The organism is Nocardioides sp. Leaf307 (assembly GCF_001423135.1).
In the GTDB taxonomy this organism is placed as follows: Bacteria; Actinomycetota; Actinomycetes; order Propionibacteriales; family Nocardioidaceae; genus Nocardioides; species Nocardioides kribbensis.
This window is the reverse complement of record NZ_LMNY01000001.1, coordinates 994,203-1,017,716: the sequence shown is the minus strand read 5'-3', so window position 1 is coordinate 1,017,716 and position 23,514 is coordinate 994,203. Positions and strand designations below refer to the sequence as shown.

Below are 23,514 nucleotides of genomic sequence, written 5' to 3'. Positions count from 1 at the left end.
GCTCAGTCCTGGCCGAGGTGGAAGGAGTAGACCGTCAGCACGTCGCTGCCCTCGGGCACGTCGAGGCCGAAGGCCGGCAGGGCCTCCTGCAGCTCGAGCGCACGCGCCATCTGGGCCTGCTGCAGGAAGACGTCGGCCAGGGCCTGGCTGCGCACGCTGCGGAAGCGCGTGGCCCGGGCGTTGGCCGAGGAGATCTGCTCGTTGGCCACGGCGGTCTGGGTGGCCCCGGTGACCAGCGAGCCCAAGATGCCGGTGCCGCCGGACTCGCGGGTGCCGAGGTCGGCCAGGACGTTGCCGAGGTCCTCGGTCAGGCGGGACTCGGAGTCGGCGACACTGCGGTTGGCCGCCGAGACCGTCGAGTCGAGCACGGAGAGCGCGTCGCCGACGGCACCGTCGAGGGCCAGGCCCGACGCGCGGACCGTGGCGTCGAGCTGGGTGCGCTGGGCCTCGATGCGCTCGGCCCCCTGCCCGGTGATCCGGTCGGAGGTGCGCTGGGCGCCGCGGCCCAGGCGGCCGAAGAGCTCGCTGACCTTGCCGCTGGCCTGGATGCGGGCCGCGTCGGTGCCGGCGATGGCCTCGCCCAGCGCGCCGCCCGAGCCCGAGAGGCCGTCGGTGATCGCGTCGATGCTGGCGTCGAGGTCGGCCTCGAGGCCGTCCTGGTTGCAGGCCACCTTGGTGTAGGTGAGGACGAGGCGGTCGACGGGCTTGCTGAGGGCGGGAGCGTCGTCGACGTCCTCGCACGAGGGTGCGGCGTAGGAGTCGCTGAGCGACACGACGCTCTCGGTGAGCTTGGAGAGCCGGCCGGCCAGGGAGCCGGCGGAGGCGTTGGTGGCGGCGGTGACGCGCTCGAGGGCCTGGTCGACGCCGCTCTGGATCGCGGCGAAGTCGACCGCCACGGCGTCCTTCGACGAGAGTCCCGCGATGCTGTCGAGGGTCGCGACGACCGGCGCGAGGCGCGCGTCGACGGCCGAGCCCGGGGTGGCGCAGCCGGCCTGGTCCTGGGCGGTCTGGATCTGGCCGGCCAGGGTCGCGTCGGCGGTGGCCGCGGGGTCCATGGCGCACACGGTGCCGCGCAGCGCGGCCAGGTCGGCCTGGAGGCTGCGGGCGGTGGCGGCCTGGGAGACGGCCTGGGCGTTGATGGTCTCGAAGCGGCGGCGCAGCCCGGAGGTGGCGTCGGGGCCGAGGAGGTTCTTGAGGTTGGTCAGCGTGACGCTCAGCTGGCCGAGGACGGCGTCGAGCGGCTCGAGGGGGTTGCCCGGGTTGGCGGGGTCGACCTGGAGCGCGGTCTTCTTCACCGACTCCACCAGCGAGGTGACCCCGGCGACCTGGACACCCAGGTCGTCGACCAGGCTCTCGTCGAAGCGGCCGCCGAGGCGGTCGCCCAGAGCCTGGAGGACCTCGCCCTGGTCGCCGACGGCCCGGCTGGCCGCGGAGAGCACGCAGACCGCGGAGGTGGACTCCTCGGTGCAGGTCGCGACGTCGGCGGCGGAGCCGATCTGCTCGCGCAGGGAGTCGACGATGCGCTCGCTGCACTCCGTGCCGGCCTCGCCGAGGGTCTCGAGGCGGCTGGCCACGGCCACGAGCTGGCCGTAGACGGTGTCGGAGGCGAGGCTGCCGCCGAGCACGACGCCGCAGCCGCCGCCGGTGCCGGCGGGCTGGGGAGCGGGGATCCGGTCGGGGTCGCCGAGCTTGGCCTTGACGGCGTCGATGCTGCGGGCGAGCGCGGCGTTGGCGGAGTCGGTGGCGCCGTCGAGCTCGCCGCCGACCTGGCCGCGCAGGGCGTCGAGGTCGGTGGTGAGGCCGCTGAGGGAGGCCGTGACCTCCTGCGAGGAGCGCTGCAGCTCGGCGATGGTGCGGGCGCCGAGCTGGTCGGCCGAGGCGCCGAGGCGGCTCTCGATCTCGCCCAGGACGCCGCTGGCCTCGGTGAGCACGGCGTTGACGTCTCCGACGAGCTGGATGGTCTGGGCCTCCATCGACACCGTGCTGCCGGCGTCGTCGGCGAAGGCCTGCTCCAGCAGCGCCGCGACCGAGGTGTCGGTGACCAGGCCGGGCTGCACGCTGAGGTCGACGTCGGGCACGCTGAGCGAGTCGGACTTCATCACGAGGCGGAAGGTCGCGCTGGGCGCGAGGCGCGGCGGGGCGAGCATCGAGGCCCACTGCACCTGGGCGGCACCGTCGGCGGACTGGCTCAGCACGCCGTTGGTGCCGTCCTCGCCACGGGTCAGCACCTGGGTCAGGCCCTCGTCGCCGAGGTCGGCGGAGGCCACGACGGTCAGGGGCGCGCCGATGAGGGCGTACTGCGTGCGCGAGACGCCCTCGGCGTCGTAGCTGACCCGCTCGGGCCGCACGGTGGTGTTCTGCACGGTGATGTCGATGACGACGCGGCCGCTCTCGCCCTCGATGTCGGACAGGTCGGTGCCGGCCCGGTCGTCGAGGCGGTAGGTCGTGGAGACGCGCACCGGGAGGTCGGCGGCGTCGGCGGCGTCGAAGTCCTGGCTCTCGCTGGCCGAGCCACCGTCGGAGTCCTGGGTGATGGTGGTGCCCGAGAGCGAGCCGATGCTGCCGTCGGGGCCGAGATGCACGTCGACCGCCTGGAGGGTCTGCTCGGTCGCGGCCTCGGCCGAGGTCGTGGCCGCCGAGAGCAGGCCGCCGACCAGAGCGACGACCACCGCCGACTGGGCCGTGCGGCGGACCGCTCCCGGGTGGTTCCTCGCCGAGTGACGGGCGACAGACATGGCTCTCCTCGTGAGGGCGCGGCGGAGGGTCGGGCCGGCCCGTGGTGACGGTCCTGGTGCGGGGGGTCGACCCGTGGTGTGTCCACCCCGACGGGTGGGCAAACCTGGTCTAGACAGATTCCACCACGAGTCGGCGCCGCTCCGCACGCCTTCGTAAAGAATGGCGTCGTAGGGTCCGGGCATGTCGCTGACCCTCGTGGAGGCGCGCTCGCGCGCGGCCGCCCTGTCCGACCTGTCCTACGCCGTGGCCCTCGACCTCACGGGGTGGGAGGCCGGCACCTTCGGCGTCGACACCACCGTGCGGCTGCGGACCACCTCCCCCGACACGTTCCTCGAGCTGACCGCGGCCCAGGACGTGACGGTGGCCGTCGACGGCGTCGCGCGGGAGCCGGCGTACGACGGGCGCCGGATCGCCCTCGCGGGCCTGCCCACCGGGGTGCCGGTGGAGGTGCGGGTCACCGCCCGGGTGCCCTACGTGAGCGACGGCGACGGGATGCACCTGGCCACCGACCCGGCGGACGGCGCGACCTACGCCTCGGCCTACCTGGGCATGGACGTCACCCAGCGGGTGCTGCCCTGCTTCGACCAGGTCGACCTCAAGGCGCCGGTGAGCATGAGCGTCACCGCCGAGGCGGGATGGACGGTGCTGGCCAACGCTCGCCCCGAGTCCCGCGAGGAGGTCGGGGGCACGGCCGTGCGCTGGTGCTTCGCCACCACCCCCCCGGTGCCGCTCGACCAGCTCGTCGTGTGCGCCGGGCCGTGGCACTCGGTCACGTGGGAGCACGCCGGCCTGCCCTTCGGGTGGCACGCCCGGGCCTCCCTGGCCGCCGACCTCGACCGCGACGCCGCCGAGCTGGTGGCCACGACCACGGCCTGCTTCGACCACTACGCCGGGCTCTTCGCGGAGCCCTACGCCTTCGACTCCTACGACCAGGTCTTCGTGCCGGGGCAGAACTGGGGCGCCCTGGAGACCCCGGGCTGCGTGACGTACCGCGACGAGCTGCTCCCCCGCGGCCGCACCACCGCGCGGGCCACCGCCCAGCGCGCCACCGTGATCGCCCACGAGATGGCGCACATGTGGTTCGGCAACCTGGTGACGATGCGGTGGTGGGAGGACACCTGGCTCAACGAGAGCTTCGCCGACTACCTGGGCTACCGCGTGGCCGAGGCGGGCGCGGGCTTCGCCGGGGCGCTGGTGGCCCACGAGGCCGGCCGCAAGCCGGCCGCCTACGACGCCGACCAGCGCCGCTCGCGCCACCCCGTCGCGCCGCTCGCCGAGGACGTCCCCGACGTCGACAGCGCCTTCGCCAACTTCGACGCCCTCTCCTACGCCAAGGGCAACTCCTGCCTGCGCCAGCTGGTCACCTGGCTGGGCGACGACGACTTCCTCAGCGGGGTCGACGCCCACCTGACCCGTCACCGCTTCGGCAACGCCTCCCTCGCCGACCTCGTCGCCTCCCTCGACGAGGCCTCGCCGCGCGACGTGCGCGGCTGGGCCGAGCGGTGGCTGCGCACACCCGGCTTCGACACGGTTCTCGTCGAGCGACCCGAGGAGGGCGGCGACCCGCTGTTGCGGCGCGAGGGCGTGCGCCCCCACCGGCTGCGGGTCACGGCCTACGACAAGCACACGTGGGCCGAGGTCGCCACGCGCCTGGTCGACCTCGAGGACGACCCGGTGCGGCTGGAGGGCTGGGGCGCCCACGTGGTCGTGCCCAACGCCCACGGGGAGACCTTCGCGCGGCTGCGCCTCGACGCGCGCTCCTGGGACGCGGTGGCCGCCGGGCTGGGGTCGGTGCCCGACCCCCTGACCCGCGCGGTGCTGTGGGCCACGGCCTTCGAGCGGGTGCAGGCGCGCGACCTGCCGGTCGACGACTACCTCGCCCTGGTGGCGCGCCACCTGCCGCTCGAGCACGACGTGGCCCTGGTGCAGGCCGTGCTGCGCCGCACCCTCGACACCGTGGTCGTGCGGTCGGTGCCGCCCGCACGGGCCGCCGAGGCGGTCGAGACCGTGGCCGCCGCGTGCCGCGCAGGGCTGGCCGCCCTGGCGCAGGGCGGCGCGTCCGAGGGCGCGGCGGGCCTCGAGCGGGCGATCGTGCTCACCGAGGGGCTGGCCGCCACCAGCCACGACCCGGGGCTCCTGCGCGAGTGGCTCGACGCGGGTCGCACCGCCCAGGGCGTCGAGCTCGACCCGGCCCTGCGCTGGAGCGTCGTCGCCCGTCTCGCGGCGCTCGGGGCCGCCGACGCCGCGCTCGTGGCGGCCGAGCGGCGCGCCGACCCGAGCGTGGCCGGCGAGCTGGGGGCCGCCGCGGCCCTGGCCGCGCGCCCCACCGCCGAGGCCAAGGCGGAGGCCTGGGCCGCCGCGGCCGACGACGACCGGGTCTCGAACCGGATGTTCGAGGCGCTCGTGGGCGGCATGTGGTCGCCGGAGCAGGCCGACCTGCTCGCGCCGTGGGTCTCGCGCTACCTCGAGCAGGGGCCGCTGCTGGCCGCCCGCCGCGGCCAGGCCTTCGGCGCGGTCGTGGGCCTGCGCTCCTTCCCCCGCGTGGCGCTCTCCCCGGCCCAGGTGCAGCAGCTGGAGACGGCCCTGACCGGGTCGCTCCCGACCGTGCTGCGCCGGCACTGGGAGGACCGGCTCGACGACCTGCGTGCGGGGGCCGAGGGCCCGAGCACCTAGATTGTCCCGATGATCGAGGCGACGGGGCGGGGCGCATGAGCGAGCAGGTCAGGGCCCTGGTGGCCGAGGTGCAGGGACACCTGGAGACCCTCAGCGCCGACCCGGGGCGCGACGAGGCGCTCTACGACGACCTGCGCGCCCGGCTCAACGACGTGCCCTCCGAGGAGCGCACCAGCGCGTGGCGGCGCACCAGCGTGCTGCTCGACCTCGCCTTCCGCAAGCGCGCCAGGCGCGCCCACGCCCAGCTGTCGATCATCCGGGAGAACCACCGCAAGGCCGACACCCTCGACCGCTTCGACGTCTTCTGGGCCCGCTGCGTCGCGCTGCTCGACGGCTGGACCCTCGGCGGCCACGGCTACCGCCGCGCACTGCGCGACCAGGGACCGGCGGTGTGGGCCGACGTGGCCGAGCTGACCGCGCTGCTCGACGCCGCCGGCCACCGGGCCTTCGCCAACTCCGGCACGCTGCTCGGGCTGGTGCGCGAGGGCGACGTCATCGCCGACGACGACGACGCCGACCTCGGCGTGCTGCTGCCCGGCGGCACCCTCGCCGAGGTCGTCGCGGCCTGGGCCGACCTGCGCGCGCGGCTGGCCGCCGACGGCGTCACCGACGCCGACTTCGAGCAGCGCAACGCCCTGCACTCCAAGGTCATCGGGGCCCGCGGCACCCGCATCGACCTCTTCCCGGCCTGGGTGCTCGAGGACCGCGCCTGGGTCTGGCCCCACACCGCGGGCGACGTGCCGGCGGCCGCCCTGCTGCCCCTGGCCTCGCGCGAGACCTCCGCGGGCACCGTGCCGGTGCCCGCCGAGCCCGAGCCCTTCCTCGAGAGCAACTACGGCGCGGCGTGGCGCCGGCCCGACCCCACCTGGGAGTTCGACTGGGCCCGGGCGCGCACCCGCTTCCCCGACTTCGTGGCCGCCCACCCGGAGTTCGCCGAGGACGTCACGGAGTGAGCACCGGGCGGGTGCTGTGGCTGCACTGCGGGGCGTTCAAGACCGGCTCCTCGCGCATCCAGACCCACGCCTGGGAGCAGCGCGACGTCCTGCTCGACGCCGGCTGGCTCTACCCGCGGGCAGGGCTCTCGCTCGACGAGCCCGAGGTGGGGGTGCGTCACACGCCGCTGGTCTACCGCTGGCGCGACCGCCCCGCCTGGGAGGCCCTGGTCGACGACCTGGTCGCGGAGGTCGTGGCCTCCCCCGCCTCCCGCGTGCTGCTGTCGTCGGAGGCCTGGAGCCGCCCGGGGGCCGAGGACTCCCTCACCGCGCTGCTCACCCGGCTGCGCGACGCCGGCGCCGTGCAGGAGGTCCGCGCGGTGGTCTACCTGCGCAACCGGCTCTCCTACGCCCGCAGCCTGCACCGCGAGCTGGTGCGCCGCCGCGCCCACGTGCGCGACCTCGACGACTTCGTGGCCGGCGAGCAGCGGCTGCTCGACCCCGTGGCCGCGCTGCGCGCCCTGCACGCCGCGCTGGACGCGGTCGGCGGCAGCCTCGAGGTGCGCTCCTACGAGCAGGCGCCCGACACCGCCGCCGACCTCTTCGCCCACCTCGGGCTGCCCTTCGACCCCGGCCCCCACGCGCGCACCAACACCGGGCTCGACGCCTGCGAGACCGAGGCGCTGCGCCAGCTCACCCAGGTCGCCCCCGAGACCCGGCCGGCCTGGCCCGGGCTGGAGGCCGTGCTCGCCGCCGCGGCCGTGCCGGTGGCGCTGGAGCGCACCGCCTGGAGCGAGCGGGTCTCCCCCGGCCGGCTCGACCTCGCCCCCGACGAGCGCGCGGAGCTGGCCCGCCTCACCGGCTGGGACGACGCACGTCTCGACCTGCTGCTGCGCACCGACGAGCCCGGCCACCGCGACGTCACCGCCCTCGCCGGCCTGCTGCGCGGGCTCGTGGCCGACCACGTCGCCGCCACCCACGAGGAGGTCGTCGACACCGTCGTGCGCCCGAGCCCCGCCGTGAGCGCCCTCGAGCTCGACGCCGGCGACCTGCTCGCCCCCGAGGTCCGCGTCAGCGGGCTGCTGCTGCTCGCCGCGGGCGTGCCCGCCGACGGCACGCGGCTGCTGGTCGTCTCCGACGAGGGCGAGCAGGAGGCCGACACCGGGCGGGCCTCGGCCGGCTTCGGGCGCCGCCACCCCGACCGCCCCGAGGCCGGCGCGGCGCGCTTCGCCGTACGCCGGGTGCGCTGGGGCTCCGGGCGGCGCCTGTCGCTGGTGCTCGCGCTGGCCTCGGGTGAGCGCCACGAGCTGGCCGAGCTGCGCCGTCGCTGGCAGCCGCGCTAGCGGGTCCAGTCGATCGCGCCGTGCTCGGCCAGCAGCCGGGCGCCGCGCGCGGGGTCGTGCTGGGCCACCCAGGCGATCCGGCCCCGCAGGTGCTCGGCGAAGGCCGGCACCTGGTCCCGGTTCTGCGTGCTGGGTCCGTGGCGGCGGCAGTTGTGCAGGATCGCGCGCAGCAGGTCGACCTCGTGGCGGGCCACGCGCGGGCGGTCGTTGACGACCAGCCCGGCCAGGCTCTGACGCCCAGCCCGCGGCATGACCGCCGTCTTGCGGGGGTTGAGCCGGAACCCCTCGTCGCGCACGACCTCCTCGACGGCGTCGAGGAGCCGGCTGGTGCCGCGGCCCCAGCCCGCGTCGCCCGAGAAGGCCAGGTCGTCGGCGTAGCGGGTGTAGCGACCGCCCCACGCGGCGGCCAGGGCCGTGAGCCGTACGTCGAGCCCGAAGGCCGCGAGGTTGGCGGTGGCCGGCGAGGTGGGGGCGCCCTGCGGGAGGTGGGGTGCGGCGAGGCGGCGCCCGAGGCGCCAGTGGGCGTCGAGCAGGCCCGGGTCGGCGGGGCGCGGGACCCCGCGCCAGGCGGCCAGCGGCAGCACCGCGGTCGTCAGCCCGGCCAGCGCGTGGGCGACCGGCTCGGGGTAGCCCGCGGTGCGCCAGATCCCGTGCACGCGGCCGACGGTGACGCTGGCGAAGAACGACTCGAGGTCGAGGCGGAGCACCACGGGCCGACCGGCGTGGGGCGCGGCGTGGGAGCGCACCGAGCCGCCGGCGCGGAAGCCCCGGGCCGCGTCGTGGGGCGGCACGAGCCCGAGGGCCTCGTCGAGCAGGCGCCGCTGGAGGCGGCGCAGGCGGGGCTTGGGCGCCTCGAGCACCCGGATGCCCCCGCTGGCCGCCACCCGGTGGGAGACCCGGTAGTGCTGCAGCGGCGCCTCGCCGGCGGTGCGCGCCCAGTGCTTGGGGTCGGCGAACCAGTCGAGCTCGCCGACGTCGAGCTCGAGGAGGGCGGCCAGGTCGGCCAGGTCGTGCAGCACCGGCAGGCGCCAGCGGTTGGTGAGCATCCGCGTCGGCGACACCGGCCGCGCCACGGGACGCGCCCGCCCGGCCCGGGCGGCCGCGGGACGGCTCGCCACCAGGGTCGCGAGCTCGCGCGGGCGGTCGAGCGGCGGGCGCGGGTGCAGGGCCACGACCTGGCGGGCCAGCGACGTCAGCCAGCGGGGGCGGCGCCCGAGCACGGCGGCGCCGCTGGCCACCAGCCCCTCGGTGCTCCACTCGCCGGCGAGGAACCCCGCGGCCAGCGCCCTCGCGAGGTCGGGTCTTACCGGCTCGCCCCAGCCCCGGCGCTCGAGGCGTCGGGGTGCGGCAGCGTGGCTCGACCTGTCCCGTCGTGCGCGCGGGGTCCTGCAGCGGAGCGCAGCGACTCGCGCGCGGTGCCGTGCCCGGACGTGCCGGTGGTCCCCGGGGTAGCCCCGGGGAGGCGGGCCGGTGTCACGCACCGGTCCACCGTCTCGAGGTCACGCTGCCGCACGCCGCGACCCTAGCCGCGACGCCCCGGCGACTGGCTCAGGCGTGCCCGTCGAACATCGAGGTGACCGAGCCGTCCTCGAAGACCTCGCGGATGGCCCGCGAGACCAGCGGGGCGATCGAGAGCACCGTGAGCTTGTCGAAGTGCCGGTCCTCGGGGATCGGCAGGGTGTTGGTGACGATGACCTCGGCGGCCGGGCTGTTCTTGAGCCGGTCGACGGCGGGGTCGGAGAGGATCGCGTGGGTCGCGGCGATGATGACGCCGGCGGCCCCGTCGGCCATGAGGGCCTCGGCGGCCTTCACGATGGTGCCGCCGGTGTCGATCATGTCGTCGGTGAGCACGCAGATCTTGCCGGCGACCTCGCCGACGACACGGTTGGCGACGACCTCGTTGGCCACGTCGGTGCGGCGGGTCTTGTGGATGAAGGCCAGCGGGGCCCCACCCAGCTTGGCCGACCAGCGCTCGGCGACCTTGATCCGCCCGGCGTCGGGCGAGACGACGCACAGCTGCTGGTCGCCGTACTTCTCCATCACGTAGTCGGTGAGGATCGGCAGCGCCATGAGGTGGTCGACGGGGCCGTCGAAGTAGCCCTGGATCTGGTCGGCGTGCAGGTCGACGGCGATCAGCCGGTCGGCGCCGGCGGTCTTGAAGAGGTCGGCCATCAGGCGCGCCGAGATCGGCTCGCGGCCGCGGTGCTTCTTGTCCTGGCGGGCGTAGCCGTAGAACGGCATGACCACGGTGATCCGCTTGGCCGAGGCGCGCTTGAGCGCGTCGACCATGATCAGGTGCTCCATGATCCACTCGTTGATCGGCGCGGTGTGGCTCTGCAGCACGAACGCGTCGCAGCCGCGCACCGACTCCTCGTAGCGGACGTAGATCTCCGAGTTGGCGAACTCGTAGGCCGAGGTCGGCACGAGGTCGGTGCCAAGGATCTCGGCCACCTCCGCCGCGAGCTCGGGGTGGGCCCGCCCACTGAAGACCATCAGGTTCTTCTCGGTGGTCTTCTTCATTCCGGTCACGGCGCTGCCTTCGTCTCGCGGGAAGGGGGACGACGAGCAGTCTGGCCCAGACCGGCCCCGCTCCCCAACCCCGGGTCCATCGTGGTCCTCGGGCGTGTGCGACACCTCTCGTTCACCCCGGCGACGCCTCAGGGCCCCTCGGGCCGCGCCGCCTCCGCGGCCTCGGCCTGGGCGGTCCCGGCGCGGCGCTGCCGGGCCCAGCCCTCGATCACGCGCAGCGGCCCGGCGCTGACCGCGAGGGCGCCGGCGGGCACGTCGCCGCGCACGACGGTGCCGCCGCCGGTGGCGGCGCCGTCGCCGATGCTCACGGGCGCGACGAAGGTGTTGTTGGAGCCCGTGCGGGCGTGGCGGCCCACGGTGGTGCGGTGCTTGGCCACGCCGTCGTAGTTGGCGAAGATCGTGCCGGCGCCGATGTTGGTGCCCTCGCCGATCTCGGCGTCGCCGACGTAGGACAGGTGGGGCACCTTGGCGCCGTCGCCGAGCACGGCGTTCTTGGTCTCCACGAAGGCCCCCACCTTGGCCTCGAGGCCGAGCCGGCTGCCGGGGCGCAGGTAGGAGAACGGGCCGACCGTGGCGCCGGCCCCGACGACGGCCAGCTCGCCGTGGGTGCGCACGACCCGGGCGCCCGTGCCGACCTCGCAGTCCTTGAGCGTGGTGTCGGGGCCCACCACGGCGTCCTCGGCGACGACCGTGGCGCCCAGCAGCTGGGTGCCCGGGAGGATGGTCACGTCGGGCTCGAGCACCACGTCGGCGTCGATCCACGTGGTCTCGGGGTCCATGACGGTGACGCCCTCGCGCATCCAGCGCTCCACGATGCGCCGGTTCAGCTCGCGGCCCAGGGCGGCCAGCTGCACGCGGTCGTTGGCGCCCTCGGTCTGGCGCACGTCGTCGATGGCGTAGGCACCGACCATCATCCCGCCGTCGCGGGCGATCTGGACCAGGTCGGTGAGGTAGTACTCCCCCTTGGCGTTGTCGTTGCGCAGCCGGGGCAGGGCCTCGACGAGGAAGTCGCCGTCGAAGGCCATGATCCCGGAGTTGATCTCGCCGATCTCGCGCTGCTCCGGGGTGGCGTCCTTCTCCTCGACCACCGCGACCACGTCGCCGAGCGCGTCGCGCACGACGCGGCCGTAGCCGAACGGGTCGGGCACCAGGCCCGAGAGGATGCTCACCGCGCGCTGGGCGGCCTCGTGGTCGGCGGCGAAGCGCCGCAGCGACTCCCCGCTCAGCAGCGGGGTGTCGCCGTAGGCGACCAGCACCGTGCCCTGCGGGCGCGCCTGCGCCGCGACCAGGGCGTCGACCGCGACCCGCACGGCGTGGCCCGTGCCGTGCTGCTCCTCCTGCACCGCCAGCACGGCGGAGGGGTGGATCGAGGTGATGTGGGGCCCGACCTGCTCGCGCTGGTGGCCCACCACCGCCACGACCTGGCGTGGCTCGAGCGCGCCCACCGCGGCCAGGACGTGACCGATCATCGAGCGACCCCCGATGGGGTGCAGGACCTTCATGGTCTTCGACCGCATCCGGGTGCCGCCGCCTGCGGCGAGGACGATGACGGTGACGTCGTTCAACGGTGCCTCCATGCTCCCCGGGTAGGAGTCGAACCTACGTCGCTAGTCCTGATTCAAAGTCAGGCGGGCCCTGCCGGCAGACCAACCGGGGATAGGTGCCACAGGGTAGGGCCCCCGCCGAGGAGCGTCACAACCTGCCGGTCTCGCTACGGTGGCCGGGTGGACCTGCCCGTGATGCCGCCCGTGCGGCCGATGCTCGCCAAGGCCGTCGACGGCGTGCCCGACCCCGCCGCCCAGGGCGGGCTCTCCTTCGAGCCCAAGTGGGACGGCTTCCGCTGCCTGGTCTTCCGCGACGGCGACGAGGTCGAGCTGACCTCGCGCAACACCAAGCCCCTCACCCGCTACTTCCCCGAGGTGGTCGCCGCGGCGCGCGAGCAGCTCCCGCCGCGCTGCGTGCTCGACGGGGAGCTCTTCGTCGCCTCCGGGGGCCGGCTGCAGTTCGAGGTGCTCCAGGAGCGCATCCACCCCGCCGCCTCCCGCGTCGAGCTGCTCTCGACGACCACCCCGGCCTCCTTCGTCGCCTTCGACCTGCTCGCCCTGGGCGAGGAGTCCTACGTCGACCGCCCCTTCCGCGAGCGCCGCGCGGCGCTCGAGCAGGCCCTCGCCGGCCTCGTCGGCGGCGGCGGACCCTGCCACCTGACCCGCACCACCACCGACCGCGCCGAGGCCCAGGGCTGGTTCGAGCAGTTCGAGGGCGCGGGCCTCGACGGCGTGGTGGCCAAGCCGCTCGGCGCGGCGTACGTCGAGAACGGGCGCACCATGCTCAAGGTCAAGCACGTGCGCACCGCCGACGTGGTGGTGGCGGGCTACCGCGAGCACAAGACCTCCACCCCCGAGGCGCCGCTGCTGGGCAGCCTGCTGCTGGGCCTGTGGCACGAGGGCCGCCTCCAGCACGTCGGGGTCAGCGCCAGCTTCACCGCGGCGCGCCGCGCCGCGCTGGTCGAGGAGCTGCGACCGCTCGTGTGTCCCGTCGAGGAGCACCCGTGGGGCGAGTGGCAGGAGTGGGCGGTCGCCAACCCCGACCGGGTGCCCGGCACCCAGAGCCGCTGGAGCGCCGGCAAGGACCTGTCCTTCACCCCGCTGCGCCCCGAGCGGGTGCTGGAGGTCAAGTACGACCACATGGAGGGCAGCCGCTTCCGCCACACCGCCCACTTCCTGCGCTGGCGCCCCGACCGCGACCCGGCCTCCTGCGGCTACGACCAGCTCGAGGAGCCGGTGGGCTACGACCTCGACAGCGTGCTCCAGGGCTGAGCGGGGACCACTAGAGTCGCAGGATGACGCAGACCCCGGGCGGCGCACCCGCCGACGAGACCGTCCACCCCGACTACGACGTCGTGCTGCTCGTCGAGCAGGCGCTCAGCGCCGCCGACGCCGCCCAGGTCAGGTCGCTGCACGAGGCCCTCGAGGAGCCGGTGGTCTACCACGTGCTGCTCCCCGTCGACGACGCCCCGGCCCGGGTGCAGGCGGCCATGGGCTCCCTCGGCGGCGCCGAGCCGCTCGCCTCGCCCGCCGTGGTGCTCGACGAGGACGACCTCGAGGTCGTCGAGCAGGAGGCGCTGGGTCGCAGCGAGCGCGAGCTCGCCGACACCCTGGCCCACCTGCGGGCCTCCGGGGTCACCGTGCACGGCGAGCTGGTCACCGCCCCCCCGGTCGACGCCCTGGCCGCCAAGGTCGCGGCCGTCGACGGCCGCGAGGCCATCATCCTCACCAGCTCCCACGTCGTCGCGGAGTTCTTCCACGTCGACTGGTCCTCCCAGGCCCGCCGCAAGCTGGGGGTGCCGGTGCTGCACCTGCTCGAGCACGAGACCTTCGACGAGCAGGCCGGCGGCGGCGAGGGCGCCACCCTCATCTGAGCCACCCCTCCCCCGCCCGACCCCCGATTTTGTTGCCGAACTGTGGATTTCGCTTTGACGTCCTGTTCGCCCGCCGGCCGTAGTGTTCTTCTTGTCGGAGCGGTCCGGGGGGACCGACACCGACACCACGATCCGAAGCGACGCAGCACCGCGATTCTGGGGGGAACGCGGTCACGACGCCGAGGTGAACAGGTCCGGGACTCCGGGGGGAGTCCGACAGGTCGCCGGGGGGCGACCAGGACCAAGATCAGAAGACCCGCTCGGCCACCGGCCGAGCGGGTCTCTGTCTTTCCAGGGGCCTGTCAGGTCAGGGGAGCACCGCGGCCCGGACCACCATCACGTCGGGCAGGTCGCTGACCACCGGGCGCCACGTCTCGCCGCAGTCGAGCGACCCGAAGACGGTGCCGTTGCGTGCGCCGACGTAGAGCCCGGCGCGCTCGTGGGTGTCGGTGCACATCGCGTCGCGCATCACCGCGACCCAGAAGGGCGCGGGCAGGCCCTCGCCGTGACCGGTCCAGGTCTCCCCCGCGTCGCGCGAGCGCCACACCAGCGCGCGGCCCTGCGGCGGGAAGCGGCCGTCGCCGCCGCCGAGGGGGAAGACGAAGAGCGTGTCGGGGTCGTGGGGGTGCACGACCACGGGGAAGCCGAAGTCGGAGGGCAGCCCGTCGGCGATCGAGGTCCACCGGGTGCCCTCGTCGTCGGAGCGGTAGACCCCGCCGTGGTTCTGCAGGTAGAGCCGCTCGGGGCGCGCCGGGTGGCGGGCCACCTTGTGGACGCACTGGCCGAACTCGGGGTACTGCTCGCCCTCGGGCAGGAACTCCGCGCGCAGCCCCTCGTTGGCCGGCGCCCACGAGGCGCCGCCGTCGCGGGTGCGGTAGACCCCGCCCGTCGAGATCGCGGCGACCAGGGAGTCGGGGTCCTCGGGGTGCGGCAGCAGGGTGTGGAAGGCCTGGCCGCCGAAGCCGGCCCCCCACCGCTCGCGGTGGGGGTGGTCCCACAGCGCGTCCACGAGCACGAAGCTCTCCCCGCCGTCCTGCGAGCGCCACACCGCCCCCGGCTCGGTGCCGGCCCAGACCACGCCGGGTGCGCTGCCCGCCACCAGCTGCCAGACCCGCTCCACGGCGGCCTCGCGCCGCTCCTCGAACCGCACGCCCCCGTCGGGACCGGCCTGCCAGGTGGCACCCAGGTCGTCGGACCAGGTCACGCGGGGACCCAGCCACATCGAGGAGGCGCCGGCGAGCAGCCGCACCCGGCCCTCACGGGTGTCGACCAGGCAGGAGTAGACCTCGTCGGTCTCGGCGTGCGGCCCCGTGAAGCGCCACTCCTCGCGCTCGGCGTCGGAGCGGCCGATCCACAGCCCCTTGCGCGTGCCCACCATCAGGACGGTCTCGGACATGCTCGGATTCCTCTCGTCGACGGGTCGGTCACTACCGTGACCCGGTGAGCGGGCGGAAGTCATCGGTGCGGCGCGTGTCGACCTCGCCCGTGCTGCTCGTGCTGGTGGGCATCGCCTCGGTGCAGCTGGGCGCAGGGGTGGCCAAGAGCCTCTTCGACGAGGTCTCCCCCACCACGCTGGTGTGGCTGCGCCTGGCCTCGAGCCTGCTGATCTTCGCCGCCGTCGTGCGCCCGCGCCTGCGCGGCCACAGCCGCGGCGACTGGCTGGTGGTGCTCGGCTTCGGCCTCGCGCTCGGCACCATGAACTGGGCGATCTACCAGTCCTTCGCGCGGATCCCGCTCGGGATCGCGGTCACCATCGAGTTCGTCGGGCCGCTCAGCCTCGCGCTGCTCGGCTCGCGGCGGGTGCGCGACCTGGCGTGGGTGGGCCTCGCCGCCGCCGGCGTGGCGCTGCTCGGCCTCGACACCGACGGCGTCACCTGGGCGGGCGCCGGGTTCGCGCTGCTGGCCGGCGCCGCGTGGGCGGCGTACATCCTGCTGAGCGCGCAGACCGGACGGCGCTGGGAGGGCGTCGACGGCCTGGTGGTCGCCAGCCTCGTCGCAACGCTCCTGCTGACGCCGTACGTCGTGGGACCGGGGCGCGGCGACCTCGACAGCGCCTGGATCCTCGCCGTCGGCGCGGCGGTGGGGCTGCTCAGCTCGGTGGTGCCCTACAGCTGCGAGCTCGTGGCGCTGCGCACGCTGCGCCCGGCCGTCTTCGGGATCCTGATGAGCCTGGAGCCGGCCGCGGCGGCGCTCGCCGGCATCGTGGTGCTCGGCGAGCTGCTGAGCGCACCGCAGTGGCTGGCCATGGCGTGCGTGGTCGTGGCCAGCATCGGCGCCACCCGCAGCGGGCGCCCGCTGCCGGCGCCCGTGCCCGACTGAGGACTGACACGGTGTCGCGGGCACGGTTCATCCCCCCGACACACGGCCTTGACGTGGTCGTCGCGCCACCGCACTAGGGTCGGGGCCACCGCACCACCCCGGATTCGTCAGCAGGAGCCGCCCATGCGCACCCGGATCCCCCACCAGGTCCTCCAGCCGCTCGCCCGCGCCCGTCGCTGGCCGGTCGAGGCCCAGCAGCGGGCCTGCCGCAACGCCATGGTCGCGAGCACCGCCCTGGCCCGCACCCGCGCCGAGCGCGACGACGTCGAGGAGTTCTTCGCCGCCCGCGCCCGGGCCGCCGAGCCCGACCCCGACGCCCGGCACGCCTGACCGCGCGTCGCACGTCACGCCCCGCGCCGCGCGATCCTGCGGCATGATCGGGTCATGCCGATCTCCCGCGCCCGCACCGGGACCGCCTCCTCGCTGAGCTTCCACGAGGTCCTCTCCGACGACGGGACGCGCCTGCGGGCGTGGACCAACGACCCCGAGGGCGCCTTCCCGGGGCCCACCGTGCTGCTGTGCAACGGCCTGGGCACCAACCCCTGGTCGTGGCCGGCGCTGCTCGAGCCCGACTGCGGCGTGCGGGTCATCTCGTGGAACCACCGCGGCACCGGTGGCTCGGCCCGCCCCGTCGACACCGACCGCGTCGGCATCGAGGAGTTCGTCGAGGACGGGCTGTCGGTGATGGACCACTTCGGCGTGGACCGCGCGGTGCTCATGGGGTGGTCGATGGGCGTCAACACGATGTACGAGCTCGCCTTCCGCCACCCCGAGCGGGTCGCCGGGCTCTTCGCCGTCGCGGGCGTGCCCGGCGACACCTTCGCGACCATGCTCGGCCCGCTGCACCTTCCCCACCCGCTGGCGCGCCTGCTCACCGTCAACGTCTCGCGCGCCATGCGCCTGGCCGGCCCGCTGCTGACCCCGATCTCGACGCGGCTGCCGATCGGCGAGAGGGCCGTGGCGCTGCTCAGCCACAGCGGCTTCATGCTGCCGGTGCACGACCTCGAGGCGACCGCGCTCACGGTCAAGGAGTTCCTCACCACCCCGCTGGGCTGGTACTTCCACCTCGCCCTGCGCACCTCCGAGCACGGGCGGGTCTCGCTGCGCAACATCCGCGTGCCCGCCGCCTTCGTCGCCGGCACCTGGGACGTGCTGGCCGGCGCCCGCGACATGGCCAGCGCCGCCGCCCGCATCCCCGGCGCCACCTACACCGAGATCGCCGGCAGCCACTTCCTGCCCCTCGAGCACCCCGACCGGGTCCACACGCTGCTGCGGGAGTTCCTGTCCCGCGTCAGCGGCTGACCCGGCCGGTCACGAGGCTGCGCCGCGCGGCGCGGCGCAGGGTGGTCAGCACGGCGGGGCCCAGCACCAGCACGGCGACGACGTTGGTCACCGCCCGCACGGTGTCCCACCCGGCCGTGGAGGTGAGCAGCGTGTAGACCACGAAGGTGTGCAGGTTCTCCAGCACCGGGGCGCCCGGCTCGAAGGCCAGCTGGAGCTCCTGGCCGGGCACGTAGACGCCGGTCAGGAAGGGCCAGCTGGAGAGGTTCATCAGCAGCCCGTAGACGTACGCCGCGACCGCGGCGTAGACCGCCAGCAGCACGAGCTCGCCGCGGCCCGTCACCCGTCGTGGCAGCAGCCCCGCGCCCATGCCCACCCAGGCCGAGCAGATCATCTGGAAGGGCAGCCACGGCCCGACGCCCGCGGTGAGCAGCGCGGAGGCGAAGAGCGAGGTGCAGCCGAGCACGAAGCCGAAGCCCGGCCCGAAGACCCGCCCGGCCAGGATGATGAGGAAGAAGACCAGCTCCACGCCGCCGGTGCCCGGGGAGACCCCCCGCACCACGGCCACCACCGCGCTCAGCACGCCGAGCACCGCCAGCACCCGGGGGTCGAGACCGCCCTCGCTGACCTCGGCGAGCACCACGGCCACCACCACCGGCAGCAGCACCAGGAACACGAACGGCGGGTCGACCCGCTCGCCCGCGGGGGCGTCGAGCAGCAGCGGCCACAGCAGCATGAGCAGCCCGGCGACGCCGGCCACGACCAGGACCGCCGCCGTGCGCCGCGAGACCGGCACCGCGGCGGGCCGCGCCGGCTGCGGGGCGCGCACCCGCGGGGTCGTCGAGGAGCTCACGCCGTCACCGGCTCGTCGGGGCCGGCGGCCAGCGCGGCGACGACCTCGTCGACGCGCAGCCAGGGCGCGCCGAGCACCTTGGTGACCTGCGGGGCGAAGGCGGGCGACTCGGCCACGACCCGGCGCACGGGGCCGGCCGAGACGACCTCCCCCTCGGCCAGGACGACCACGTCGTCGGCGGCCTGGGCCACGAACTCGACGTCGTGGGTGGCCACCAGCACGGCCTGACCGCCCGCGGCGAGGTCGCGCAGCACCCGGGCGAGCACGTGCTTGGCGGCGTAGTCGAGACCGCGGGTGGGCTCGTCGAGCAGCACGACGCGGGGCCGGGCCACCAGCACCACGGCGAGCGCGAGCGCGAGGCGCTGGCCCTCGGAGAGGTCGCGCGGGTGGGAGTCGTCGGGGATGCCGGGCACGAGGCGGTCGAGCAGCGCGCGGCAGTCGCCCGGGGCGCCGTCGACGTCGGCGGCCGCGCACTCCTCGGCCACGGTCTCGAGGTAGAGCAGGTCGGCGGCGGTCTGGGGCAGCATCGCGACGTGCCCGCGGCGCCGGTCGGCCGGCAGCCGGCCGGTGTCGACGCCGTCGACCTCCAGGTCGCCGCCGCGGCGGGCGCGGCTGCCCTGGAGGGTCCACAGCAGGGTCGACTTGCCGGCGCCGTTGCGCCCCATGAGGCCGACCACGCGTCCGCCGAGCAGGGTGAGGTCGACCTCGCGCAGGGCGACGGTCTGGCCGTGGGCCACGGTCACCCCGCGGGCCCGGGCGGCGCGCGCGGCGTCGGGGGCGACCGGGGCCGGCGCGGCCGGCGGCTCCGCGAGGCGCTCGCGCAGCGCCCGCACCCGCCGCCGGGCGTCGCGCACGCTCAGCGGGAGCGGATCCCAGTCGGCGGCGCGGCCGAGCTCCACGAGCGGGGGCGCGACGGGCGAGGTGGCGAGCAGCTCGGAGGGCTCCCCCACCCGCACCCCACCGTCGCCGGTGAGCAGCACCATCCGGTCGGCGAAGGGCACGACCCGCTCGAGGCGGTGCTCGGCCAGGAGCACCGAGACCCCCAGGTCGTGCACGAGGCGGGTGAGGGTGGCCAGCACCTCCTCGGCCGCCGTGGGGTCGAGGGCGGAGGTGGGCTCGTCGAGCACCAGCAGCCGCGGGTGCATCGTGAGCACCGCGCCGATGGCGACGCGCTGCTGCTGGCCGCCGGAGAGGGTGCGCAGGTCGCGCCCGCGCAGGTCGGCGATGCCGAGCAGGTCGAGGGTCTCCTCGACCCGGCGCCGCATGGTCTCGCCGGGCAGGCCGAGCTGCTCCATGCCGTAGGCCAGCTCCTCCTCGACGGTGTCGGTGACGAAGCCGGCGGCCGGGTCCTGCCCGACGTAGCCGATGGCGTGGGCGCGCTCGCGGGGCGGGTCGTGCACGATCGAGCGGCCCTCGAGCAGCACGTCTCCGGAGAGCACCCCGCCGGAGAAACGCGGCACGAGGCCGGTCACCACCCCGAGCAGGGTCGACTTGCCCGCGCCGGTCGGGCCCGAGACCAGCACCAGCTCGCCCTCCTCGACCTCCAGGTCGACGCCGTGGAGCACGGGCCGGGCGGCGCCGTCGTAGGCGAAGCCGATGTCGCGCAGCGCGATCACGCCGTCACCACCCGGGGGGCGGTGACCCGCGTCGGCGGGCTCGCCACGGCGCCCAGCAGCGCCACCCCGGCGCCGAGGAGCACCGCCAGGCTCACCGTCGGCACAGCGTCGAGGCGGGGCAGCGCCACCAGCGGCTGGTGGCGCGCGACCCACTGGCCGAGCACGGCCACGACCACGCCCGCGGCGACCACGAGCAGCTCGGGGGTGCGCCAGCGGTCGGGGCGGTAGCGCGAGCGCTCCACGCGCCGGCCGGCGCTGACCGTGCCGAGCACGGCCACCGCGACGCCGAGCAGCAGCATCGGCGTGGCCAGCCAGCGGGGCGCCTCCTGGTCGAGGCCGGCGTAGACGCCGACGCAGACCCCGCACAGGCCGGTGAGCATGAGGGCACCCGTGACCCGGCGACGCGCCGGCGAGGCGTCACCGGAGCGGCCGTAGCCGCGGGTGTCCATGCCGGCGGCCAGGGCCAGGGAGCGCTCGAGCGCGTCCTCCAGCACCGGCACCAGGAAGCGGCGCATCGACCCCACCCGCCCGGTCGCGGGCGCCGCGCGCAGCGACTGCGCTGCGCGCACCCGCTGCACGCTGTCGGCCAGCTGCGGGAGCACCGAGACCGCGACCACGAGCGCCGTGCCGACCTCGTAGAGCGCCGGGGGCACCGAGCGGAGCAGTCGCTTGGGGTTGGCCAGGGAGTTGGCCGCGCCCACGCAGATGACGATCGTGGCCAGGCGCAGGCCCTCGTAGGCGCCGGCGAGCAGCGACTCCAGCGTCACCGGCCCGAGCAGCACGATGCCGGCCGCGGCCTCGGGCAGCGGCACCGCGGGCAGGTCGAGCAGCACCGTGCCGTTGGACCCGCCGCCGAAGACGACCCGGAACACCACGCGGATGACCACGATGGCGACGCCGAGCCACACGTAGAGCCGGAACGACGCCCCCCACGGCTGGTCGGAGCGGCGCAGGCCCACCGCCAGGGCCGCGACCCCCACGAGCAGCAGCAGGCTGAGCGGGTTGGTGGTGGCCGAGGCCGCCACGGCGAGACCGATCGCCCACAGCCACCAGGCCACGGGATGGAGGTCGCGCGCGAGACGGCCGCGGCTCACGCCTGCGGCCCCCCGGCGGAGCGGCGGCGTACGGCGAGCACGACACCGGCCACGGCCAGCAGCCCGGCCACGGCGCTCAGCCCCACCCACGCGGGCAGGCCGTCCGCGTCGGCGGCCGCATCGGCGTCGTCGGCGGAGTCGGCGGCGGCGTCGGCCAGCACCTCGGCGCCCGAGGGCTCGGCCGAGCCGCTCGCCGAGGGGCTCGGCGTCGCGGAGGCGTCGTCGCGCTCGCCCCGCCCGCCGCGACCCTCGCGCCCGGGACGGTCCTCGTCGCGGGCACGCTCGTCGGGGCGCCGGTCGCCCGATCGCCCGGAGCGGTCGGACCCGGCCGCTCCGGTCGTCTCGGACGGGCCGTCGGGGTCGGCCGTGGCGCTCGGCGCCGGGGTGGCCGCGGGCGCTGAGGGCGCGGGGCCACCCGCGCCGCCGCCGGCCGAGCCGCCGCCGGAGCCCCCGGAGCCGCTCCCGCCGGAGCCGGCGCCGCCTCCGGAGCCGCCCGCGGGCTCGTCGTACCGGGCCGGGGCGACACCGGGCTGGTCGCTGCCGCTGCCGTCGACCCACGCGAAGGCGACCGAGCCGCCCTCGGGCACGGTGAGGCCGGAGACGCCGCGGGTCGCGTAGGTCCACGAGCCCGACGTGCCGTCGGAGACCCACAGCGACCAGTAGGCGGTGGCCGGCGGGGTGCGCTGGCAGGTCTGCTCGGCAGGCTTGCCCTGCACGGTGCAGACGAAGTCGCCCTGGCCGGCGACGTAGGCCAGGTCGACGCCGGCGGCCTCGAAGACCTCCTGGGCCGAGTCGCCCCCGCCCCCGGGCACGCAGAGCTGGGCGATGCCGCCGCCGAGCTCCTTGAAGTCGACGACGGCGCTGGCGCCCTCGCCGCCGGTGCACGACGCGGCCGAGGCCGGGGCCGACACCAGCGCGGGGCCCGTCGCCACCGCCGTCAGGACGGCGGCGGCGACGGCACGCAGGACGGTGTGGGCGCGCACGGTCAGCGCACGACCCGGACGGTGGCCTCGCCCGTGCGGTCGGCGAACTGACCCTTCGCCCGGAGCGTCGCGAGTCCCAGCGCCCCGCTGACGCGCACCTCGGTGACGACGCGGCCCTCCTCGTCGGCGCGGGCCACGCTCTTGGAGCCGCGGAACGTCACCACGGTGCGCTCCCCGGGCACGAGGCCGGAGACGGTCACGACGTGGGACCCACCCCGCTCGGCGCGCCGGGCGGTGTCGACGCCGAGGGTCTTGGGGCCGAGCACACGCACGTCGACGGAGCCGACGACGCCGCTCTCGCCCCGCACCTCGTAGGTGGCGGTGCCGGCGCGCTCGGGGCTGACGGTGAGGCCGGCCGAGCCGTCGCGACCGGCGGTGGCGCCCGCGGTCTCGCCGCGGCCGGCGCCACTGCCGGTGAGGCAGAGCTTGGCGCCCGGGGCCAGCCCGGTGACCTCCACGGTGAGGGCGCGGCCCTTGCGGGCGAGGTCCTTCGCGGCGACGGCGTCCTCGCCGGTGTCGGTGGAGGAGGCCAGCGCGGGCGCGGCCTGGGCAGTGGCGCGCAGGAACTGGCCGCGGTCGGCGGGGCGGACGCCGTCGGTGCGGGCGCCCTTCAGGGCCGTGTCGTCGTAGGCCACGGCGCCGAGGTCGGCGTCGTCGAAGCGGTTGCAGTCGCCGACGCCGGCGACCTGGCGGGCCCGCAGCCAGGCCGCGGCGTCGGCGGCGGCGCCGGCGCTGGCCGCGCCCACGCCGAGGTCGGCGAGGTCGCCGAGGGCCCAGCCGGCCAGGCCGGTGCTGTTGGCGTTGCCGGGGAAGGCGGTGGCGTCGGTGCCGGAGTCGAAGGAGCCGTTGGCGTTCTGGAAGCCCGCCAGCCAGGCGGCGGCGTCGGCCAGCGCGGCGTCGACCTCCGCGTCACCCGCCTGGGGCAGCAGCGACAGCACCGTCTGCGCGGTGGCGTCGACGCTGGCGTCGGCCCCGCTCCCGCAGGCCTGGTCGGTCGCGGTGGCCGGCGCGAAGTCCTGGCGGAAGAAGCCGGCCCCGCACTGCTGGAGCAGCAGGAAGTCGGTGGCGGCGTCGGCCTCGTCGCTGCCCGCGGCCTGGAGGCCGCGCACGGCGAAGGCCTGGCCCAGCGTGTTGGCGAAGTCGCCGGTCGGGTCGGGCTCGCCGTCCTTCGTGGCGACGTCGGCGATGCGCCCGGCGGTGGCACCGGTGTCGGCGGTCTGGGCCTCCAGCGCCCCGACGAGGTCGATCTGCTCGACGGTGGCCGGGTCGACACCCGCGGCCTGGAGGCCCACGAGGGCCTTGGCCACGGCGCCGGCCGCGCGCCCGGCGTACTGGGCGCCGTCGACGGGGTAGGCGTAGTCGGTGTAGACCGTGGGGTCCTCGGCGACGGCCGCGGCGATCGCGTCGACGGTGGCGTCCTGCCCGCCGACGGCGGCCAGCGCGAGCTCGACGTCGATGGACAGGCCGTAGTCGGTGAACGGCGCGCCGAAGCTGCGGTAGGTCAGCAGCCCGTCGTCGACCTGGCCCGCGAGCCAGTCGCCGGCGCGCTGCGCGGCGACGGGGTCGAGGTCGCCGGCGGCGGCCTGGGCCGGGGTGGTGAGGCCGGGCACCGCCAGCAGGGCCAGGGACAGGACGGGGGCGGCGGCGAGGGCGCTCGCGCGGCGCAGGGGGTGACGCATGGGGTTTCCTTCCCGCTGCGCACGGCGGGAGGCGCCCCGGCTGATCCGGGGCGGGCCA

18 protein-coding genes and 1 tRNA gene are annotated in these 23,514 nt (G+C 75.9%); 8 read left to right on the top strand and 11 right to left on the bottom strand.

From position 1 onward, the window contains the following. Window positions 1–2: 2 nt before the first annotated feature. A complete protein-coding gene (locus ASF50_RS18830; protein WP_156718097.1) occupies window positions 3–2,735 on the bottom strand; it encodes a hypothetical protein in 2,733 nt (910 codons plus the stop codon). A gap of 181 nt (window positions 2,736–2,916) precedes the next feature. Here ASF50_RS18830 and pepN point away from each other — a divergent pair, with 181 nt between their 5' ends. From pepN to ASF50_RS04720, 3 genes are read left to right on the top strand one after another with little or no spacing between them, the layout of a single operon-like run. Next, complete coding sequence (gene pepN / locus ASF50_RS04730; RefSeq protein ID WP_056903637.1) at window positions 2,917–5,409, top strand: aminopeptidase N; 2,493 nt, start codon at window positions 2,917–2,919, stop codon at window positions 5,407–5,409. A 35-nt stretch (window positions 5,410–5,444) separates the two neighbouring features. Continuing rightward, a complete protein-coding gene (locus ASF50_RS04725; RefSeq protein WP_056903636.1) occupies window positions 5,445–6,362 on the top strand; it encodes a hypothetical protein in 918 nt (305 codons plus the stop codon). Further along, window positions 6,359–7,684 carry a hypothetical protein gene (locus ASF50_RS04720; RefSeq protein WP_056903635.1) on the top strand — a complete coding sequence of 442 codons (1,326 nt, stop codon included), beginning with the start codon at window positions 6,359–6,361 and terminating at the stop codon, window positions 7,682–7,684. The genes ASF50_RS04725 and ASF50_RS04720 overlap by 4 nt, the downstream gene beginning before the upstream one ends. On the opposite strand, the gene ASF50_RS04715 is transcribed toward ASF50_RS04720, so the two are convergent. The 4 genes from ASF50_RS04715 to ASF50_RS04700 form a co-directional block, all read right to left on the bottom strand. Continuing rightward, entirely contained in the window at window positions 7,681–8,922 is a 1,242-nt protein-coding gene (locus ASF50_RS04715; protein WP_200920034.1) for a reverse transcriptase family protein, read from the bottom strand. The genes ASF50_RS04720 and ASF50_RS04715 overlap by 4 nt on opposite strands. Before the next feature lie 310 nt (window positions 8,923–9,232). Beyond that, entirely contained in the window at window positions 9,233–10,204 is a 972-nt protein-coding gene (locus tag ASF50_RS04710; protein ID WP_056863781.1) for a ribose-phosphate diphosphokinase, read from the bottom strand. Between the two features lie 137 nt (window positions 10,205–10,341). Continuing rightward, window positions 10,342–11,790: a bifunctional UDP-N-acetylglucosamine diphosphorylase/glucosamine-1-phosphate N-acetyltransferase GlmU gene (glmU, locus tag ASF50_RS04705; RefSeq protein ID WP_056903634.1), complete on the bottom strand. Its 1,449-nt coding sequence runs from the start codon at window positions 11,788–11,790 to the stop codon at window positions 10,342–10,344. A 1-nt stretch (window position 11,791) separates the two neighbouring features. Continuing rightward, window positions 11,792–11,870: transfer RNA gene (locus ASF50_RS04700), tRNA-Gln, on the bottom strand. Between the two features lie 67 nt (window positions 11,871–11,937). Here ASF50_RS04700 and ASF50_RS04695 point away from each other — a divergent pair. Both ASF50_RS04695 and ASF50_RS04690 read left to right on the top strand, forming a co-directional pair. After that, on the top strand, window positions 11,938–13,029 hold the full coding sequence (locus ASF50_RS04695) for an ATP-dependent DNA ligase (RefSeq protein WP_200920033.1): 1,092 nt from the start codon (window positions 11,938–11,940) through the stop codon (window positions 13,027–13,029). A 23-nt stretch (window positions 13,030–13,052) separates the two neighbouring features. Continuing rightward, window positions 13,053–13,631 (top strand): hypothetical protein, encoded by a 579-nt coding sequence (locus ASF50_RS04690; protein WP_056863779.1) that lies wholly within the window; start codon window positions 13,053–13,055, stop codon window positions 13,629–13,631. Between the two features lie 307 nt (window positions 13,632–13,938). Here the strand turns inward: ASF50_RS04690 and ASF50_RS04685 are convergent, their stop codons facing one another. After that, window positions 13,939–15,027: a WD40/YVTN/BNR-like repeat-containing protein gene (locus tag ASF50_RS04685; protein ID WP_056903633.1), complete on the bottom strand. Its 1,089-nt coding sequence runs from the start codon at window positions 15,025–15,027 to the stop codon at window positions 13,939–13,941. Between the two features lie 44 nt (window positions 15,028–15,071). Here ASF50_RS04685 and ASF50_RS04680 point away from each other — a divergent pair, with 44 nt between their 5' ends. The 3 genes from ASF50_RS04680 to ASF50_RS04670 all read left to right on the top strand — a co-directional run bounded on the left by ASF50_RS04680 (window position 15,072) and on the right by ASF50_RS04670 (window position 17,252). Then, entirely contained in the window at window positions 15,072–15,950 is an 879-nt protein-coding gene (locus tag ASF50_RS04680; protein WP_056903632.1) for an EamA family transporter, read from the top strand. A gap of 123 nt (window positions 15,951–16,073) precedes the next feature. Beyond that, window positions 16,074–16,280, top strand: coding sequence for a hypothetical protein (locus tag ASF50_RS04675; protein ID WP_056863776.1), 207 nt, complete (start codon window positions 16,074–16,076; stop codon window positions 16,278–16,280). A gap of 54 nt (window positions 16,281–16,334) precedes the next feature. Further along, window positions 16,335–17,252: an alpha/beta fold hydrolase gene (locus ASF50_RS04670; RefSeq protein ID WP_056903631.1), complete on the top strand. Its 918-nt coding sequence runs from the start codon at window positions 16,335–16,337 to the stop codon at window positions 17,250–17,252. Here the strand turns inward: ASF50_RS04670 and ASF50_RS04665 are convergent. The 5 genes from ASF50_RS04665 to ASF50_RS04645 are packed head-to-tail and all read right to left on the bottom strand — an operon-like array spanning window position 17,242 to window position 23,456. Next, the gene (locus tag ASF50_RS04665; RefSeq protein ID WP_235557554.1) at window positions 17,242–18,084 is read right to left on the bottom strand and encodes an ECF transporter S component; all 843 of its coding nucleotides are present in this window, start codon (window positions 18,082–18,084) and stop codon (window positions 17,242–17,244) included. The genes ASF50_RS04670 and ASF50_RS04665 overlap by 11 nt on opposite strands. Then, window positions 18,081–19,700 carry an ABC transporter ATP-binding protein gene (locus ASF50_RS04660; RefSeq protein ID WP_056903630.1) on the bottom strand — a complete coding sequence of 540 codons (1,620 nt, stop codon included), beginning with the start codon at window positions 19,698–19,700 and terminating at the stop codon, window positions 18,081–18,083. Before ASF50_RS04660 ends, ASF50_RS04665 begins: the two co-directional genes overlap by 4 nt. Beyond that, on the bottom strand, window positions 19,697–20,794 hold the full coding sequence (locus ASF50_RS04655; protein WP_056903629.1) for an energy-coupling factor transporter transmembrane component T: 1,098 nt from the start codon (window positions 20,792–20,794) through the stop codon (window positions 19,697–19,699). Before ASF50_RS04655 ends, ASF50_RS04660 begins: the two co-directional genes overlap by 4 nt. Further along, entirely contained in the window at window positions 20,791–21,777 is a 987-nt protein-coding gene (locus ASF50_RS04650; protein WP_056903628.1) for a hypothetical protein, read from the bottom strand. Before ASF50_RS04650 ends, ASF50_RS04655 begins: the two co-directional genes overlap by 4 nt. Window positions 21,778–21,779: 2 nt before the next feature. After that, the gene (locus ASF50_RS04645; protein ID WP_056903627.1) at window positions 21,780–23,456 is read right to left on the bottom strand and encodes a hypothetical protein; all 1,677 of its coding nucleotides are present in this window, start codon (window positions 23,454–23,456) and stop codon (window positions 21,780–21,782) included. Window positions 23,457–23,514: the final 58 nt, after the last annotated feature.

What these genes read in the sequence shown, in the direction of transcription:
- ASF50_RS18830 (WP_156718097.1), bottom strand. Translation starts at nt 2,735, where the DNA reads ATGTCTGTCGCCCGTCACTCGGCGAGGAACCACCCGGGAGCGGTCCGC.
- pepN (WP_056903637.1), top strand. Translation starts at nt 2,917, where the DNA reads ATGTCGCTGACCCTCGTGGAGGCGCGCTCGCGCGCGGCCGCCCTGTCC.
- ASF50_RS04725 (WP_056903636.1), top strand. Translation starts at nt 5,445, where the DNA reads ATGAGCGAGCAGGTCAGGGCCCTGGTGGCCGAGGTGCAGGGACACCTG.
- ASF50_RS04685 (WP_056903633.1), bottom strand. Translation starts at nt 15,027, where the DNA reads ATGTCCGAGACCGTCCTGATGGTGGGCACGCGCAAGGGGCTGTGGATC.
- ASF50_RS04670 (WP_056903631.1), top strand. Translation starts at nt 16,335, where the DNA reads ATGCCGATCTCCCGCGCCCGCACCGGGACCGCCTCCTCGCTGAGCTTC.
- ASF50_RS04675 (WP_056863776.1), top strand. Translation starts at nt 16,074, where the DNA reads ATGCGCACCCGGATCCCCCACCAGGTCCTCCAGCCGCTCGCCCGCGCC.
- glmU (WP_056903634.1), bottom strand. Translation starts at nt 11,790, where the DNA reads ATGGAGGCACCGTTGAACGACGTCACCGTCATCGTCCTCGCCGCAGGC.
- ASF50_RS04645 (WP_056903627.1), bottom strand. Translation starts at nt 23,456, where the DNA reads ATGCGTCACCCCCTGCGCCGCGCGAGCGCCCTCGCCGCCGCCCCCGTC.
- ASF50_RS04690 (WP_056863779.1), top strand. Translation starts at nt 13,053, where the DNA reads ATGACGCAGACCCCGGGCGGCGCACCCGCCGACGAGACCGTCCACCCC.
- ASF50_RS04710 (WP_056863781.1), bottom strand. Translation starts at nt 10,204, where the DNA reads ATGAAGAAGACCACCGAGAAGAACCTGATGGTCTTCAGTGGGCGGGCC.